Below are 15,112 nucleotides of genomic sequence, written 5' to 3'. Positions count from 1 at the left end.
GGCGTGGCAACTGTTTTTCCGGATGGATCGCCGGCCATCTCCGGCCGGCGCATTTTCCTGTCAGGCGGCGTGGCCGGCGGCTTTCGCGGCCTCCTCCCGCTTCACCCTTTCGATATCCCTGAAGCGATGGGCCGGATGGCTTTCGGGCAGATACGGCCCCTCGCCGAACAGCTTCTCGCGCAGCGTGCCGTCCCGGTATCCCGTCGCATAGACGCCGCGCTTCTGCAGTTCCGGCACCACGTAGCCGATGACGTCGGCGAACGTGTCGTGGGCGAGCGCATAGGCGAGGTTGAAGCCGTCGATATCGGTTTCCTCGACCCATTCCTGCAGGAGATCGGCGATCGTCGAGGGCGAGCCGACGAAGAGCGGCCCGAGCCCGCCGATGCCGCCCCATTTCGCCAGTTCCTCGATCGTCCAGACCTTGTTGCCTTCGGAAAGATGCTCGACGGCCGAGATGATGGCGTTCGTCTCGACCTTCCTGACGGTGTCGGCCGGCTTGTAGTGGCCGAAGTCGATGCCGGTCCAGCCGGACATCAGCACCAGCGCGCCGTCATAGGAGGCGTATTTGACGTATTCCTCGTATTTCGCCCGTGCCTTCTCGTCGGTCTCGTCGACGATGATCGTCGCCATGGCGTAGATCAGCACCTTCTTCGGGTCGCGTCCCTGCGCGGCCGCGCGCTGGCGGATGTCCGACACATAGGCGCGCGTTGCGTCCTTCAGCGGCGTCGAGATGAAGACGCATTCCGCGTGTCCCGCGGCGAACTGCTTGCCGGCGCCGGAGGCACCCGCCTGGAAGAGCACGGGCGTGCGCTGCGGCGAGGGCTCGCTGAGGTGATAGCCCGGCACGTCGAAATACTTGCCCTTGTGGCCGATCTCGTGGATCTTCGAGGGGTCGGCGAAGATGCCGCGCTCCTTGTCGCGGATGACCGCACCCTCCTCCCAGCTTCCCTCGAACAGCTTGTAGAGGACTTCCACATATTCCGTCGCCACGTCGTAGCGGTTGTCATGCGAGCGAAGGCCGCCCTGCCCGACATTCTTCGCGCCGCTTTCGAGATAGGAGGTCACGATGTTCCAGCCGACGCGCCCCTTGGTGTGGTGATCGGCCGTCGAAAGGCGGCGCGCGAAGGTATAGGGATGCTCGAAGCTGGTTGAGGCGGTGATGCCGATGCCGAGATGCTGCGTCGCCTGGGCGATCGGATTGGCGAGCTGCAGCGGATCGTTCACCGGGATCTGCACGCCCTGCAGCAGCGCGTTGTCGAGATTGCCCTTGTAGACATCGTAGTAGCCGACCACGTCGGCGATGAAGACGGACTCGAAGAAGCCCGTTTCCAAGAGCCTGGCGAGGTCCGTCCAGTATTCCAGATCCTTGTATTGCCAGGACCGGTCGCGCGGATGACGCCAGAGCCCCGGCGACTGGTGCCCCACGCAGTTCATCTCGAAGGCGTTGAAGCGTATGGTTTTCGTCATGAGCGGTCCCGATCATCGATTGATGCGGCACCCTAGAAGCTCAGGATCGATCAAGATAGGAAATCTATTATTTTTATAGATTTTATGTTGAAACAATTTTCTGCCCGGCGCGCCGCGCGAAACGTGTGAGGTTCATGAATCCGGAACCTGTTGATGGGCGATTGCGGAACCGATCTTCCGATCGCCGGCATGTCCGCCATCGGCGCGGGAAAACGCGGCTCCCGGCCTTGGACGGCAAAAGGTCGCGCAGATCCGGCGCGACACGGTCGCTATCGAGAATTCGGAATAAGATGGCGGGTCTCGACACCGCACAAGCCATATCGGCCAAATCAACGAGGGCAAACCGTGCGCTTCAATCGAGTTGCGAACAAGGCATGATCGATCCTTATGTCCCTCCTGGAGATTTGACATGCGACTATATTCGACCATCCTCGGAGGTCCGGTCGCGGACCGGCGGATTTTGCCGGCCGCAACCTGTGGCGATCCGAAGTCGTCGAAAACGCAACGTGCGTCCACCTGATAGAGAGTTCCCCATGCCGTCCGAATCCCGCTCGCCCCGCCTTGCCGTCCTGATCGATGCCGACAATGCCTCCGCGAAGATCGCGGACGGCCTGTTCGAGGAAATCGCCAAGATCGGGGAGGCCAGTGTCCGGCGCATTTACGGCGACTTCTCCAGTGCGCGTTCGAAGGCATGGGCCGACGTGCTGTCCAAGCATGCGATCATCCCCCAGCAGCAGTTCGCCTACACGACCGGCAAGAATGCGTCGGACATCACGCTCGTCATCGACGCGATGGACCTCTTGCACAGCGGCCGCTTCGACGGGTTCTGCCTCGTTTCCTCCGACAGCGACTTCACCCGGCTCGCGGCGCGTGTCCGCGAGCAGGGCATCGATGTATTCGGCTTCGGCGAGCAGAAGACGCCCGAGAGCTTCCGGCAGGCTTGCCGGCGGTTCGTCTATACGGAAAACCTGCTGCCGTCCGCGCCGGCGAACGAGCCCGAGGCGGCCCCGAGTGCGAAGTCGCTGCAGCCTCCGTCGGCTGCCGTGCCGATCATCCGGAAAGTCATCGCGCAGATGGAGAGCGAGGACGGCTGGGTTCCGCTCGGCACGGTCGGTACGCACCTGGCCAATCTCGCCTCCGATTTCGATCCACGGACCTACGGCTTCCGCAAGCTGAGCGATCTCGTCCGCAAGACGAATGCTTTCGAGATCGACCATCCCCAGGGTGGCGCGCTGCGCATCAGGATCAGGCCCGCGGCGCGGAAAAGACAGAAGGCCAACCCTTCGTAGCCCAAGGGCTGAGAGGGCTTGTCGGCATCATCGGTCGAGGCGCCCCGCTCCTCGTCGGGCGGGAACATGGCTGAGTGGTTTCGCACGGCACGATGAAGTCCAAAAGCCCGCAAGGCGGCAATCGCGACCTGCTCGCGAAGGGCCTCGGACTACAACCATGCACCGAGGAAAGCCGGTGCCCGAAAACTAAAAGTTGACAACCCGACGGTGCCGGCCTATATGCCGGCTGTCGATATTTGCTTGCTGAGCTTTGGTTATCGCGCATCTGGCAACCGCGCCCTGAACGAACCTTTTCTTTCAAAAATCGCTATCCCGTCTGCAGCGCCTCGGGCGCTGCGGTTCTCCTATGCCATGAAAGGGTTCGTCATGACCACCGGCACAGTTAAATGGTTCAATTCCACCAAGGGCTTCGGCTTCATCCAGCCTGACAACGGCGGCGCCGATGCGTTCGTCCACATCTCCGCCGTCGAGCGCGCCGGAATGCGCGAGCTCGTCGAAGGCCAGAAGATCGGCTACGACCTGGAGCGCGACAACAAGTCGGGCAAGATGTCGGCCTGCAACCTGCAGGCCGCCTGAACCATCCCGGTATCCGCTCTCCGTTGACCACGGATGTACCGGCAGTGTCGAGAGCACGATACCGGCAAGGTCAGGCAGATTGCCTGGCCTTTTTTGTTGCCGCGGCACCCTGCGGCGTCCAATCCGGAAAAGACCATGTCACAGACACATAGCAAATCCCGCCAGAAGGCGGAGATCGCCTTCGCCAATGCGCAATCGCAATTCTTCGCCCGAAACAGCGCCGTCGAGGAACTCGATTCCCTCGTCCAGGCCCGCGAGGAGAAGACCCGGCGGCTTCGTGAAGTCCGCCTTGCGAAGGAATTGAAGGACCGCGAGGCGGCGGCCGCCTCTCTCCTCGCGAAACGGGCCATGACGGCCTGACGTGTTGCAACGCCATCTCCAGGACAAAGATTTGAAAAACGCCAGAAACAACGACCTTTCCGATCGCCGTATCGCGGCCGCGGAAGCGAAGACCGCTCTCCTGAATGCCTATCGTGCGGCAGCGGCCGCCGCCGAACCCGCCAGATCGGCGAGACAGGCGGAACGCATGGCCGTCGCGGCGGCCAGGGAGGAGCGGCGTCTCGAACGCGAGCGGATGAAACGCGACGAGGCCGAACGCCGGGCGGCCGAGGCCGCCGAGCGGCAGGCGGCCGCGGATGCCGCAGCGCGCGCCGAAACCGATGCGCGCGAGGCAGCGGAAAGAAACCGCATCGCACGGGTGCTCGAGGACGAGGCCGCCCGCAAGGCCGAGCGCGATCGGCGCTACGCCAACCGCAAGGCCAGGCGGGCCTGATCGGCGGCGACGCCGACCGGTGCGGCGGATGCGGTTTCTTCCGACCTCGTTGCAATCTGCAACCACCAGCACGGCATGATCCGCTGCTGGAGATCCGTCACACCGAAAGGAGCCTCCCATGACAGAAAACACCGGTGAGCTCCAGGCAATCAACACAGCCTGGCAGATCGCGATTCAGGAAATCCTGCGGATGGTCATCCGCGACATGTATCACGCGGACGGGGAGGCTGCGTTCCTCGGAAACATCAAGCGCATCGAGGAGGCCGCCGTCGACAGCATCTACATGGATCTGCGGCTGCGCGGGACGGATGAATGGACGGAAGTGCTCGTCAAGGACAAGGCGAGCAATTTCGTCACCACGCTGCTGACATCGTTCACATTTGATCGCGCCTGATCAAGGCTGGAGAGCCTGTTCCCGGCCCGTACGAGCGATGCCTGCGCCCGCGGCATATTGGTTCTTCATGTGCCCCTCCGAATCGTATTGCGCCTGCAGCATCCTCGAATAACCACGCCGGAAAACACAAAAGCCTCGGGCAGAGCCGAGGCTTGGAGGGCTTAAGAGATTTGGAGCGGGTGAGGCGATTCGAACGCCCGACCCCAACCTTGGCAAGGTTGTGCTCTACCCCTGAGCTACACCCGCTCATCGTCGACGGCCGGGGGTAGTCGGTGGCCGAAGGTCGCTTTCGTTGCGGCGACGGGCGCTATATGGCGGAAGCCTCCGGCAAATGCAACAGGGAAAATTCGGATTCCGGAGAAAAATTCGGGGGCCTGTCCGCGGGCGGATCGGGCCGGCGTTGCGCGCGGGACGGCGAGGCTCTATCAGCGGGTATCGCCATTGCAGCAGACGAGAAGGACCGCCATGCAGCCGAAGACGGACAAGGATCTCTTCCAGTTTCTCGATCACCTCGGCATCGCCCACAGCACGAGGGAGCATGCGCCCGTCTTCACGGTCGCCGAATCGGTGGCGCTGCGCGACGAGATCCCCGGCGGGCACACCAAGAACCTGTTCGTGAAGGACAAGAAGGACAATTATTTCCTGCTCACCGTCGAGGAGCATGCGACGGTGGACCTCAAGACGGTGCACACGGTCATCGGCGCGGCGGGCCGCGTCTCCTTCGGCAGGCCGGAGAAGCTGATGGACTATCTCGGCGTCATCCCGGGCGCGGTGACGGCCTTCGGCGTCATCAACGACGTGGAGCACAGGGTGAAGATCGTCATCGACGAGGCGCTGATGGGCTTCGACGTGATCAACGCCCATCCGCTGCGCAACGACGCCACCACCTCGATCGGCGCGAAGGACCTTCTCGCCTTCATCGCGGCGACGGGGCACGAGCCGCTTGTCTTGAAAGTCGCGTCCTGACATACGATTTCAGGACGAGATCGCAACGGTACAGAAGGCGGGGCGGAAGCGCGCCCTGCGGGAGCAGAGCATGAGTGCAGGCGACAACCCCTATGCATCGCCCTATGGCGGCGCGATGAACGTTTCGGCCAATTACGGGGCGGCGCCGGCCGACGATCCCGTCAAGGACACGACGACGGCGAATTTCGGCCGCGACGTGCTCGAAGCCTCGCGCCAGCAGCCCGTCCTCGTCGATTTCTGGGCGCCCTGGTGCGGACCGTGCAAGCAGCTGCAGCCCGTCATCGAGAAGGTGGTGCGCGAGGCCGCCGGCCGCGTGAAGCTCGTCAAGCTCAACATCGACGACCATCCCTCCATCCCGGGCCAGCTCGGCATCCAGTCGATCCCCGCCGTCGTCGCCTTCGTCGGCGGTCGGCCGGTGGACGGCTTCATGGGCGCGGTGCCGGAAAGCCAGATCCGCCAGTTCATCGACAAGATCGCCGGCCCCGCCGGCGCGGACGAGCAGGCCGAGATCGAGGCGCTGCTCGCCGAGGCCGGGGCGCTCTTCGAGGCGAAGGATCTTGCGGGGGCCGCCGATCTCTACGGCGCGCTGCTGCAGGCCGATCCGGAGAACGCCCAAGCCCTCGCCGGCATCGCCGAATGCATGATCGCCGCCGGCCAGCCCGAGAACGCCCGCCAGGCGCTCTCCGGCCTGTCGGAGGCGCTTGCCGCCGATCCGGCCGTCTCGGCCGTCGTAAAGAAACTCGACCAGATCGAGGAGGCGCGCAAGCTCGGCGATCCGGCAGCGCTCGAACACGTGCTGGCGCTCGATCCGGACGACCATGCCGCCCGCATGAAGCTCGCCAAGATCCGCAATGTCGAGGGCGACCGCCAGGCGGCGGCCGATCATCTGCTGATGATCATGAAGCGCGACCGCACGTTCGAGGACGACGGCGCGCGGCGCGAGCTCCTGCAGTTCTTCGAGGTCTGGGGACCGAAGGATCCGGCGACGATCGCCGCGCGGCGCAAGCTCTCGTCGATCCTTTTTTCCTGAGGGCTGCCGCGGGCGTCCCTTGAGAAACGCCGTGCCCGCACCACATTGCGGAGAGAAGCGGCGGGGCCGCCGGGATATCGGGAAGGCAATGCCATGCATGTGGGAAATGCGCGCTATCTGAAGTCGGAGGACCTGCCCGAGGTCATCCCGGTCTTTCCGCTGACCGGCGCCCTGCTGCTGCCGGGCAGCCAGCTCCCGCTCAACATCTTCGAGCCGCGCTACCTTTCCATGATCGACGACGCGCTCGCCTCGCACCGGCTGATCGGCATGGTGCAGCCGGTCTTCGGCGAGTACCGCACCGACGACCCGGTGACCGACATGCCGGCGCTCTGCGAGGTCGGCTGCATCGGCCGCATCACCTCCTTCGCCGAAACGGGCGACGGGCGCTACATCGTCTCGCTGACGGGTGTCTGCCGCTACCGGCTGATCGAGGAGATGCGCGGCGACCGCTCCTACCGCAGCTTCCGCATCGCGCCCTTCATCGCCGACCTCTCCGGCGTCGACGACGAGGAGCAGAGCGTCGACCGCGAGGCGCTGCTCGCCGCCTTCAAGGCCTATCTCGACGCCAACAAGCTGGAGGCGGACTGGGAGAGCGTCGAGCGGGCGAGCAACACCACGCTCGTCAATTCCATGGCGATGATGTCGCCCTACGGGCCTGCGGAAAAGCAGGCGCTGCTGGAGGCCTCCGACCTCAAGACGCGGGCGGAGATGCTGATCGCGATCACCGAGATCGTGCTCGCCCGCAGCTACGGCGACGTGGACACCGTGCTGCAATGACGGCGCGGGGACCGACGGCCGCCGACACGAGCCGGGTCGATCCCCGGCTGCTCGAGCTTCTCGTCTGTCCGCTGACGAAGGGCCGCCTCGTCTACGACGCGGAGGCGGGCGAGCTCGTCTCGGAAAAGGCGAGGCTCGCCTATCCGATCCGCGACGGCGTGCCGATCATGCTGATCTCGGAGGCGCGCGAGATCAAGGACTGAGGCGGGCCGCCTCAGAAATCCCAGTCCTCGTCTTCCGTCGCCACCGCCTTGCCGATGACGTAGGAGGAGCCGGAGCCGGAGAAGAAGTCGTGGTTCTCGTCGGCGTTGGGCGACAGCGCCGAGAGGATGGCGGGGTTCACCCGGCAGGCCTCCGGCGGGAAGAGCGCCTCGTAGCCGAGGTTCATCAGCGCCTTGTTGGCGTTGTAGTGCAGGAACTTCTTGACGTCCTCCGTCAGCCCCACGCCGTCGTAGAGCTCCTCGGTGTATTTCGCCTCGTTGTCGTAGAGCTCCAATAGCAGGTCGAAGGAGAAATCCTTGATCTCCCGCCGGCCTTCCTCGGTCAGCCGCTCCAGGGCGCGCTGGAACTTGTAGCCGATGTAGTAGCCGTGCACGGCCTCGTCGCGGATGATGAGGCGGATCATGTCGGCGGTGTTGGTGAGCCTGGCGCGGCTCGACCAGTACATCGGCAGGTAGAAGCCGGAATAGAACAGGAAGCTTTCGAGGAAGACGCTCGCGACCTTCTTCCTCAGCGGATCGCCCGACGCATATTGCTCCATGATCAGCGCCGACTTCCTTTGCAGGAACTCGTTCTCCTCCGACCAGCGATAGGCGTCGTCGACGTCGGGCGTCAGGCAGAGCGTCGAGAAGATCGAGGAATAGGAGCGCGCGTGCACCGCCTCCATGAAGGATATGTTGGAGAGCACCGCCTCCTCGTGCGGCGTGACGGAATCCGCCATCAGCTTCACCGCGCCGACGCCGTTCTGGATCGTGTCGAGCAGGGTGAGGCCGGTGAAGACGCGGATCGTCAGCCTCTGCTCCTCCGGCTTCAGCATCGCCCAGGAGGGGATGTCGTTGGAGAGCGGCACCTTCTCCGGCAGCCAGAAATTGCCGGTGAGCCGGTTCCAGACCTCCAGATCCTTGTCGTCCTCGATGCGGTTCCAGTTGATGGCGCGGATGCGATTTGCGGGCTTGAATTGCATGTTCATCGATATTTCCTTTGAAGCGAGTGCATTTGGGCCCCCTCATCCGCCTGCCGGCACCTTCTCCCCGTGGGGGAGAAGAGACCCGTGGCCGACATTTCGCCCTTCTCTGCGGCCGAGATGGGCAGAACGGAGCCGCATCCCTCTTCTCCCCGTCGGGGAGAAGGTGCCGGCAGGCGGATGAGGGGGCCTTCCACCTGGGCTTACAAGGCGCAGGAGACGCAGCCCTGCACTTCCGTGCCCTCGAGCGCCATCTGGCGGAGGCGGATGTAGTAGATGGTCTTGATGCCCTTCTTCCAGGCGTAGATCTGCGCCCGGTTGATGTCGCGCGTCGTCGCCGTGTCGCGGAAGAACAGCGTCAGCGACAGGCCCTGGTCGACGTGCCGGGTGGCCGCCGCGTAGGTGTCGATGATCTTCTCCGGGCCGATCTCGTAGGCGTCCTGGTAGTAGTCGAGGTTGTCGTTGGTCATGAAGGCGGCCGGATAGTAGACGCGGCCGATCTTGCCCTCCTTGCGGATCTCGATCTTCGAGACGATCGGATGGATCGAGGAGGTCGAGTGGTTGATGTAGGAGATCGAGCCGGTCGGCGGCACGGCCTGGAGGTTCTGGTTGTAGAGCCCGCCCTCCATCACCGCCTTCTTCAATTCCAGCCAGTCCTCCCGCGTCGGGATATGGATGCCGGCCTCCTCGAAGAGCGCCCTCACCGTCGCGGTCGCGGGTAGCCATTCGGCTTCAGTGTATTTGTCGAAGTATTCGCCGGAAGCGTATTTCGAATTCTCGAAGCCCTTGAAGCTCCTGCCCTTCTCCACCGCCAGCCGGTTCGAGGCACGGATGGCGTGCCAGGTCACCGTGTAGAAATAGATGTTGGTGAAGTCGATGCCTTCCTCCGAGCCGTAGAGGATGCGCTCGCGGGCGAGATAGCCGTGCAGGTTCATCTGGCCGAGACCGATGGCGTGGCTGTCGTCATTGCCCTTCTCGATCGAGGGGACCGAGGAGATGTGGCTCATCTCGGAGACGGCCGTCAGCGCGCGGATCGCCGTCTCGATCGTCCGGCCGAAATCGGGGCTGTCCATCGCCGCGGCGATGTTGAGCGAGCCGAGGTTGCAGGAGATGTCCTTGCCCATCTTCGCGTAGGAGAGGTCGTCGTTGAATTCGCTCGCCTCGCTCACCTGCAGGATCTCCGAGCAGAGATTGCTCATGGTGATGCGGCCGGCGATGGGGTTTTCGCGGTTCACCGTGTCCTCGAACATGATGTAGGGGTAGCCGCTCTCGAACTGGATCTCGGCGATCACCTGGAAGAAGTCGCGCGCCCTGATCTTCTTCTTCCTGATGCGGCCGTCCTCGACCATCTCGCGGTACTTCTCCGTCACCGAGATCTCGGTGAAGGGCACGCCGTAGACGCGCTCCACGTCGTGCGGCGAGAAGAGGTACATGTCCTCGTTGTTCTTCGCGAGCTCGAAGGTGATGTCGGGGATGACGACGCCGAGGGAGAGCGTCTTGATGCGGATCTTCTCGTCGGCGTTCTCGCGCTTGGTGTCGAGGAAGCGCATGATGTCCGGGTGATGGGCGTGCAGATAGACCGCGCCCGCTCCCTGCCGCGCGCCGAGCTGGTTGGCGTAGGAGAACGAGTCTTCGAGCAGCTTCATCACCGGGATGACGCCGGAGGACTGGTTCTCGATCTGCTTGATCGGCGCGCCCATCTCGCGCAGGTTGGTGAGCGACAGCGCCACGCCGCCGCCGCGCTTGGAGAGCTGCAGGGCCGAATTGATCGCCCGGCCGATGCTCTCCATGTTGTCCTCGATGCGCAGCAGGAAGCAGGAGACGAGCTCGCCGCGCTGCTTCTTGCCGGCGTTGAGGAAGGTCGGCGTCGCCGGCTGGAAGCGGCCGGAGATGATCTCGTCGACGAGATCGCGGGCGAGCTGTTCGTCGCCGCGCGCGAGCGTCATCGCCACCATGCAGACGCGATCCTCGTAGCGCTCCAGGTAGCGTTTCCCGTCGAAGGTCTTCAGCGTGTAGGACGTGTAGTACTTGAAGGCGCCGAGGAAGGTCGGGAAGCGGAACTTCTTCGCATAGGCGTGGTCGAAGAGGTCGCGCACGAAGTTGAAGGCATACTGGTCCAGCACCTCCTGCTCGTAGTAGCCCTCGCTCACCAGGTAGTCGAGCTTCTCCCTCAGGTTATGGAAGAACACCGTGTTCTGGTTGACGTGCTGGAGGAAATACTGCCTCGCCGCCAGCCGGTCCTTGTCGAGCTGGATCCTGCCCTCCTCGTCGTAGAGGTTCAGCATCGCGTTCAGCGCATGGTAGTCCAGCGCGGCATTCGCCTTGGCGGATCGATCGAGCGTCATCGTGTCCAAAATCTTCCCAGTCCCTGTCTGACGTTGTCGACGTCCTCGTCCGTGCCGAGCAGCTCGAAACGGTAGAGGAAGGGCACCGCGCACTTCGCCGAGATGATGTCTCCGGCGATGGCGTATCCGGTGCCGAAATTGGTGTTGCCCGCCGCGATCACGCCGCGGATCAGGCTGCGGTTGCGGGCATCGTTGAGGAAGCGGACGACCGGCTTCGGCACCGCGCCCTTCGGTCCGCCCCCGCCATAGGTGGGCGAGACCAGCACGAAGGGTTCCCCGACCGCGGGCGGCTCCTCGCTCGCGTCGACCGGCAGCCGCAGTGCGCCGATCCCGAGCCTCTCCACGAAGCGGCGGGTGTTTTCCGACCGGCTGGAGAAATAGACGAGCCCGCCCATCGCCCCGGCTCTCAGGCGAGCGCGCTGATCATGTCGGGGCGGAAGCCGGCCCAGTGCCGCTCGCCGGCGACGACCACCGGGACCTGGCGGTAGCCGAGGTCCCGGACGAGCGCGAAGGCGTCGGCGTCCTCGGAGACGTCGACGACGGTATAGTCGATGCCCTGGCGGTCGAGCGCGCGGGTGGTCGCGGTGCACTGGACGCAGGCGGGCTTGGAGTAGACGGTGATGGACATGGCTTTCCTCGTATTGCGGCAGGAGGGCATGAAGGATCGTCCGGCCATCCGCCGATGGCCGTTGACGGGAAGGATGTGAAGGGCGGCCGCGCAAGGCGGCCGGTATCGCCGCCTACTCGCGCGGATGGGCTGGAAACAGGATCGACATGGACTTCACCCCGAAGCAGTTCATGCGGGACATTCGGGGAAACGGCGGGGCGGCGTCATTCCGCACTCCGTCGCTCGCCTGCCGGACACCCCGCCCGTGGACGTTGACGTGCGAGGCAGGTCTCCTGGCTTGCGGGTCGGCGCATGCGTCCACCTTCCCAAGGCATTGGCGCCTCAGTGGTGCAACGGACGAATGCTCGCCGCTTACAGTTGCGGGGGCAGCTCCGGATTGTCGCGGCCGTCATGGCCGCCCCGGATTCCCGTCTTAGCTTCCGACGCTTGCGAATCGGAAGAACCTCGAACACAAGATATAGTAGACGAGGTAAAAATTGCGTCAACAGCTATGACGGCTTGCCCACGATATCCCTGGGGACAACCGGCACCGGGCGATGATCGGCGCCGACGGCGACCATGACGAAGACACCCTGCGCCGTGCGCCGGCGCCTGCCGCTCAGCAGTTCCTCCGACCAGAGCTCGACCGCGATGCGCATGGACGAGCGGCCGACGTCCGCCACCCGGGCGACCACCTCGACGATCGAGCCGAGCGCGACGGGATGGCGGAAGTCGATGCGCTCGGACGAGGCGAGCACGCACAGGCGCCGCGAGCGGCGGGAGGCGGCGACGAAGGCGGCCTTGGTCATGAAGGCGAGCGCCTCTCCGCCGAACATCCGGCCGGAGCTGTTGGCCTAGTCGGCGAAGACGATGTCGGTCATCCGCACCTCGTCCGGCGGCAGCGGATCGTGCGACGCGGGCAGCGCCGGCAGGCTCCAGTCGGGCGCGAGCCCTTCCGCGCCGACGGCGACCATGTGGAAGATGCCCCGCGTGCACAGCACCCGCTCCGCGCCGTCGACCTGCTCGGCGGCCATCTCGACCTCCACCGTCAGCGACCGCCGTCCGGCCCAGACGGGCGTGGAGGCGAAGGTGACGATCTGCCCGACCTGCGCCGGCTTGCGGAACTCGACGCGCTCGCAGGACGCCGTGACGAACGGCACCCGGCCGTGGCGCGTGGCGGCGATGAAGGCCGCCCGGTCCATGTAGGCGAGGCCGGCGCCGCCGAACAGCGTGCCGTGATGGTTGGTGTCGCCCGGAAAGACGATGTCGATCAGCGTGGTGGGGGCCGGCCCGCCGGCCGGCTCCCCTTCCGATGCCTGTTCCCGCTTCATGCCGTCACCGTGCCGGCCAGCGCGTCGCCGCGCAGCCGCCGGGCCGCCTCGACCATGTTGACGAGCGCCGGCTTCACCTCCTCCCACCTGCGGGTCTTGAGGCCGCAGTCGGGGTTCACCCAGAGCTGGCCGTCCTCCAGGCGCTCGCGCGCCAGCCGGACGAGGGCGTGCATCTCGCCGGCCTCCGGGATGCGCGGCGAATGGATGTCGTAGACCCCGGGGCCGATCTCGTTCGGATAGCCGTGGCCCGTGAAGGCGTCGAGCAGCTCCATCTTCGAGCGCGAGGTCTCGATGGAGATGACGTCGGCGTCCATCGCGGCGATCGCCTCGATGATGTCGTTGAACTCGGAGTAGCACATGTGCGTGTGGATCTGCGTCGCGTCGTCGACGCCGCCCGCGCATATGCGGAAGCACTCCACCGCCCAGTCGAGATAGCGGCGCCAGTCCGCGCGGCGGAGCGGCAGGCCCTCGCGAAGCGCCGCCTCGTCGATCTGGATCATCGCCGCGCCCGCCTTCTCCAGGTCGAGGACCTCGTCGCGGATGGCGAGCGCGATCTGCCGGCACGCGGTCTCGCGCGGCAGGTCGTCGCGCACGAAGGACCAGTTGAGGATCGTCACCGGCCCCGTCAGCATGCCCTTCACCGGCTTCTCCGTCAGGGACTGCGCGTAGGCCCACCATTCGAGAGTCATCGGGTTCGGCCGCGAGACGTCGCCGTAGATGACCGGCGGGCGCACGCAGCGCGAGCCGTAGCTCTGCACCCAGGCGTGCTTCGTGAAGGCGAAGCCCGAGAGCTGCTCGCCGAAATACTGCACCATGTCGTTGCGCTCGAACTCGCCGTGCACCAGCACGTCGAGGCCGATCGCCTCCTGCCAGCGCACCGTGGCGGCCGTCTCGCGCTCGAGGAACGCCTTGTAGTCGGCATAGCTCAGCTCGCCCCTCTGGTGCATGGCGCGCGCCTTGCGGACGTCGGCCGTCTGCGGGAAGGAGCCGATGGTGGTGGTCGGGAAGAGCGGCAGGCCGAAACGGCGGTGCTGGATCGCCTGGCGCTCGGCGAAGGGCGCGTGCCGCCTCTGCGCCGCGCCGTCCAGTGCCGCGAGACGGCCCTGCACGAGCGGGTCGTGGACGCGCACCGAGGTGAGCCGTGCCCCGACGGCGCCGTCCGCCGCCGCCAGCCCGTCCCCGTCGCCCCCGGCATGGCGGCCGAGCAGGGCGATCTCCTCCAGCTTCTGCGTCGCGAAGGCGAGCCAGGAGCGCAGCTCGTCGTCGAGCGCGGTTTCGAGCGCCGTGTCGATCGGCACGTGCAGCAGCGAGCAGGACGGGGCGATCTGCAGCTTCCCCGCCCCGCGGCGGGCGATGGCGGGCGCGAGCCGCCGCGCCAGCGCGGCGAGATCGGCGCGCCAGACGTTGCGGCCGTCGATGACGCCGAGCGAGAGCAGCAGCCCGTCGGGCGCCTTGGCGACGACGGCGTCGAGCTCGTCCGGTGCGCGCACGAGGTCGACGTGCAGGCCCGCGACGGGCAGGGAGAGCGCGGTATCGAGATTGTCGCCGAGCCGCCCGAAATAGGTGGCGACCAGGAGGCGCAGGCCGGGCGCCGCCTGCGCGAGGCCGGCATAGGCGCGCCTCAGCGCATCGCGTTCCGCCCCGGAGAGATCGAGGACGAGCGCCGGCTCGTCGACCTGCACCCAGTCCGCCCCGGCCTCGGACAGCTCGCGCAGGATCCGGGCATAGACCGGCAGCAGGCGGTCGAGCAGGGCGAGCGGGTCCGAGCCGTCGCGCGTCTTGCCGAGCTTCAGGAAGGTGACGGGGCCGAGCAGGACCGGCCGGGTGTGGATGCCGAGCGCCCTTGCCTCCAGGAAGGCCTCGAGCGGCCGGTTCTCCGTCAGCGCGAAGGTGAGGTCGGCGGAGAGCTCCGGCACGAGATAATGGTAGTTCGTGTCGAACCACTTCGTCATCTCCAGCGCCGGCACGCCGTGGCCGCCGCCGTGATGGGCATGGCCGCAGGCGGCCCCGGCGCCGGTCGCGCCGCGCGCCATGGCGAAATAGGTGTCGAGGTCGACCGGGCCGCCCGTCCAGCCGTAGGCGGCGGGCACGGCGCCGACCATGACCGCGGTGTCGAGCACCTGGTCGTAGAGGGAGAAGTCGTTGGAGGGGATGACGTCGATCCCCTTTTCCCGCTGCAGCCGCCAGTTTTCGGCCCGCAGCCTTTTCGCCGCGTCGAGCAGCGACGCCCGGTCGGCCTTGCCCGACCAATAGGCCTCGAGCGCGAATTTCAGCTCGCGATGCCGGCCGATCCTCGGAAAGCCGAGATTTGCAGTCTGGATGGTCATTTCCTTACCCCGAAGGTTGTGGGCAAGGCATGGCGGACGCATTGGCGG

17 protein-coding genes, 1 tRNA gene and 1 riboswitch are annotated in these 15,112 nt (G+C 65.7%); of the genes, 9 read left to right on the top strand and 9 right to left on the bottom strand.

The genetic code is table 11. The annotated features are described in order from the left end of the window. Positions 1-60 precede the first annotated feature (60 nt). Entirely contained in the window at positions 61-1,467 is a 1,407-nt protein-coding gene (locus tag NNZ72_RS09050) for an LLM class flavin-dependent oxidoreductase (protein WP_257314960.1), read from the bottom strand. Positions 1,468-2,000: 533 nt separating this feature from the next. Between NNZ72_RS09050 and NNZ72_RS09045 the strand changes: the two genes are divergently transcribed. The 5 genes from NNZ72_RS09045 to NNZ72_RS09025 all read left to right on the top strand — a co-directional run bounded on the left by NNZ72_RS09045 (position 2,001) and on the right by NNZ72_RS09025 (position 4,498). Further along, on the top strand, positions 2,001-2,756 hold the full coding sequence (locus NNZ72_RS09045; protein WP_257314979.1) for an NYN domain-containing protein: 756 nt from the start codon (positions 2,001-2,003) through the stop codon (positions 2,754-2,756). A 366-nt stretch (positions 2,757-3,122) separates the two neighbouring features. Further along, the gene (locus NNZ72_RS09040; protein ID WP_257314959.1) at positions 3,123-3,332 is read left to right on the top strand and encodes a cold-shock protein; all 210 of its coding nucleotides are present in this window, start codon (positions 3,123-3,125) and stop codon (positions 3,330-3,332) included. A 135-nt stretch (positions 3,333-3,467) separates the two neighbouring features. After that, complete coding sequence (locus NNZ72_RS09035; RefSeq protein WP_257314958.1) at positions 3,468-3,692, top strand: hypothetical protein; 225 nt, start codon at positions 3,468-3,470, stop codon at positions 3,690-3,692. 31 nt (positions 3,693-3,723) lie between these two features. After that, positions 3,724-4,104: a DUF6481 family protein gene (locus NNZ72_RS09030; protein ID WP_257314978.1), complete on the top strand. Its 381-nt coding sequence runs from the start codon at positions 3,724-3,726 to the stop codon at positions 4,102-4,104. A 118-nt stretch (positions 4,105-4,222) separates the two neighbouring features. Then, a complete protein-coding gene (locus NNZ72_RS09025; RefSeq protein WP_257314957.1) occupies positions 4,223-4,498 on the top strand; it encodes a hypothetical protein in 276 nt (91 codons plus the stop codon). A 171-nt stretch (positions 4,499-4,669) separates the two neighbouring features. Here the strand turns inward: NNZ72_RS09025 and NNZ72_RS09020 are convergent. Beyond that, a tRNA-Gly gene (locus NNZ72_RS09020) sits at positions 4,670-4,744 on the bottom strand. A gap of 219 nt (positions 4,745-4,963) precedes the next feature. Here NNZ72_RS09020 and NNZ72_RS09015 point away from each other — a divergent pair. From NNZ72_RS09015 to NNZ72_RS09000, 4 genes are all read left to right on the top strand, one after another. Next, positions 4,964-5,464 carry a prolyl-tRNA synthetase associated domain-containing protein gene (locus NNZ72_RS09015; RefSeq protein ID WP_257314956.1) on the top strand — a complete coding sequence of 167 codons (501 nt, stop codon included), beginning with the start codon at positions 4,964-4,966 and terminating at the stop codon, positions 5,462-5,464. Between the two features lie 70 nt (positions 5,465-5,534). After that, a complete protein-coding gene (gene trxA / locus NNZ72_RS09010; RefSeq protein ID WP_257314955.1) occupies positions 5,535-6,494 on the top strand; it encodes a thioredoxin in 960 nt (319 codons plus the stop codon). 93 nt (positions 6,495-6,587) lie between these two features. After that, positions 6,588-7,271, top strand: a complete 684-nt coding sequence (locus tag NNZ72_RS09005) for an LON peptidase substrate-binding domain-containing protein (RefSeq protein ID WP_257314954.1) — start codon at positions 6,588-6,590, stop codon at positions 7,269-7,271. Beyond that, the gene (locus NNZ72_RS09000) at positions 7,268-7,474 is read left to right on the top strand and encodes a Trm112 family protein (RefSeq protein ID WP_257314953.1); all 207 of its coding nucleotides are present in this window, start codon (positions 7,268-7,270) and stop codon (positions 7,472-7,474) included. The genes NNZ72_RS09005 and NNZ72_RS09000 overlap by 4 nt, the downstream gene beginning before the upstream one ends. Before the next feature lie 11 nt (positions 7,475-7,485). On the opposite strand, the gene nrdF is transcribed toward NNZ72_RS09000, so the two are convergent. The 7 genes from nrdF to metE form a co-directional block, all read right to left on the bottom strand. Further along, a complete protein-coding gene (gene nrdF / locus NNZ72_RS08995; protein ID WP_257314952.1) occupies positions 7,486-8,460 on the bottom strand; it encodes a class 1b ribonucleoside-diphosphate reductase subunit beta in 975 nt (324 codons plus the stop codon). A 197-nt stretch (positions 8,461-8,657) separates the two neighbouring features. Next, positions 8,658-10,799 carry a class 1b ribonucleoside-diphosphate reductase subunit alpha gene (nrdE, locus tag NNZ72_RS08990; RefSeq protein ID WP_257314951.1) on the bottom strand — a complete coding sequence of 714 codons (2,142 nt, stop codon included), beginning with the start codon at positions 10,797-10,799 and terminating at the stop codon, positions 8,658-8,660. Continuing rightward, positions 10,796-11,194, bottom strand: a complete 399-nt coding sequence (gene nrdI / locus NNZ72_RS08985) for a class Ib ribonucleoside-diphosphate reductase assembly flavoprotein NrdI (protein WP_257314950.1) — start codon at positions 11,192-11,194, stop codon at positions 10,796-10,798. Before nrdI ends, nrdE begins: the two co-directional genes overlap by 4 nt. An 11-nt stretch (positions 11,195-11,205) precedes the next feature. Then, a complete protein-coding gene (gene nrdH / locus NNZ72_RS08980; protein WP_257314949.1) occupies positions 11,206-11,427 on the bottom strand; it encodes a glutaredoxin-like protein NrdH in 222 nt (73 codons plus the stop codon). Between the two features lie 245 nt (positions 11,428-11,672). Beyond that, positions 11,673-11,889, bottom strand: a riboswitch (cobalamin riboswitch). A gap of 26 nt (positions 11,890-11,915) precedes the next feature. Continuing rightward, the gene (locus NNZ72_RS08975; RefSeq protein ID WP_257314948.1) at positions 11,916-12,242 is read right to left on the bottom strand and encodes an acyl-CoA thioesterase; all 327 of its coding nucleotides are present in this window, start codon (positions 12,240-12,242) and stop codon (positions 11,916-11,918) included. A gap of 18 nt (positions 12,243-12,260) precedes the next feature. After that, positions 12,261-12,737: an acyl-CoA thioesterase gene (locus NNZ72_RS08970; protein WP_257314947.1), complete on the bottom strand. Its 477-nt coding sequence runs from the start codon at positions 12,735-12,737 to the stop codon at positions 12,261-12,263. Beyond that, on the bottom strand, positions 12,734-15,064 hold the full coding sequence (gene metE, locus NNZ72_RS08965; RefSeq protein ID WP_257314946.1) for a 5-methyltetrahydropteroyltriglutamate--homocysteine S-methyltransferase: 2,331 nt from the start codon (positions 15,062-15,064) through the stop codon (positions 12,734-12,736). The genes NNZ72_RS08970 and metE overlap by 4 nt, the downstream gene beginning before the upstream one ends. Between the last annotated feature and the right edge of the window lie 48 nt (positions 15,065-15,112).

The organism is Shinella pollutisoli, assembly GCF_024609765.1.
In the GTDB taxonomy this organism is placed as follows: Bacteria; Pseudomonadota; Alphaproteobacteria; order Rhizobiales; family Rhizobiaceae; genus Shinella; species Shinella pollutisoli.
The sequence above is the reverse complement of the archived record's forward strand: the minus strand, read 5'-3'. Positions and strand labels throughout refer to the sequence as shown.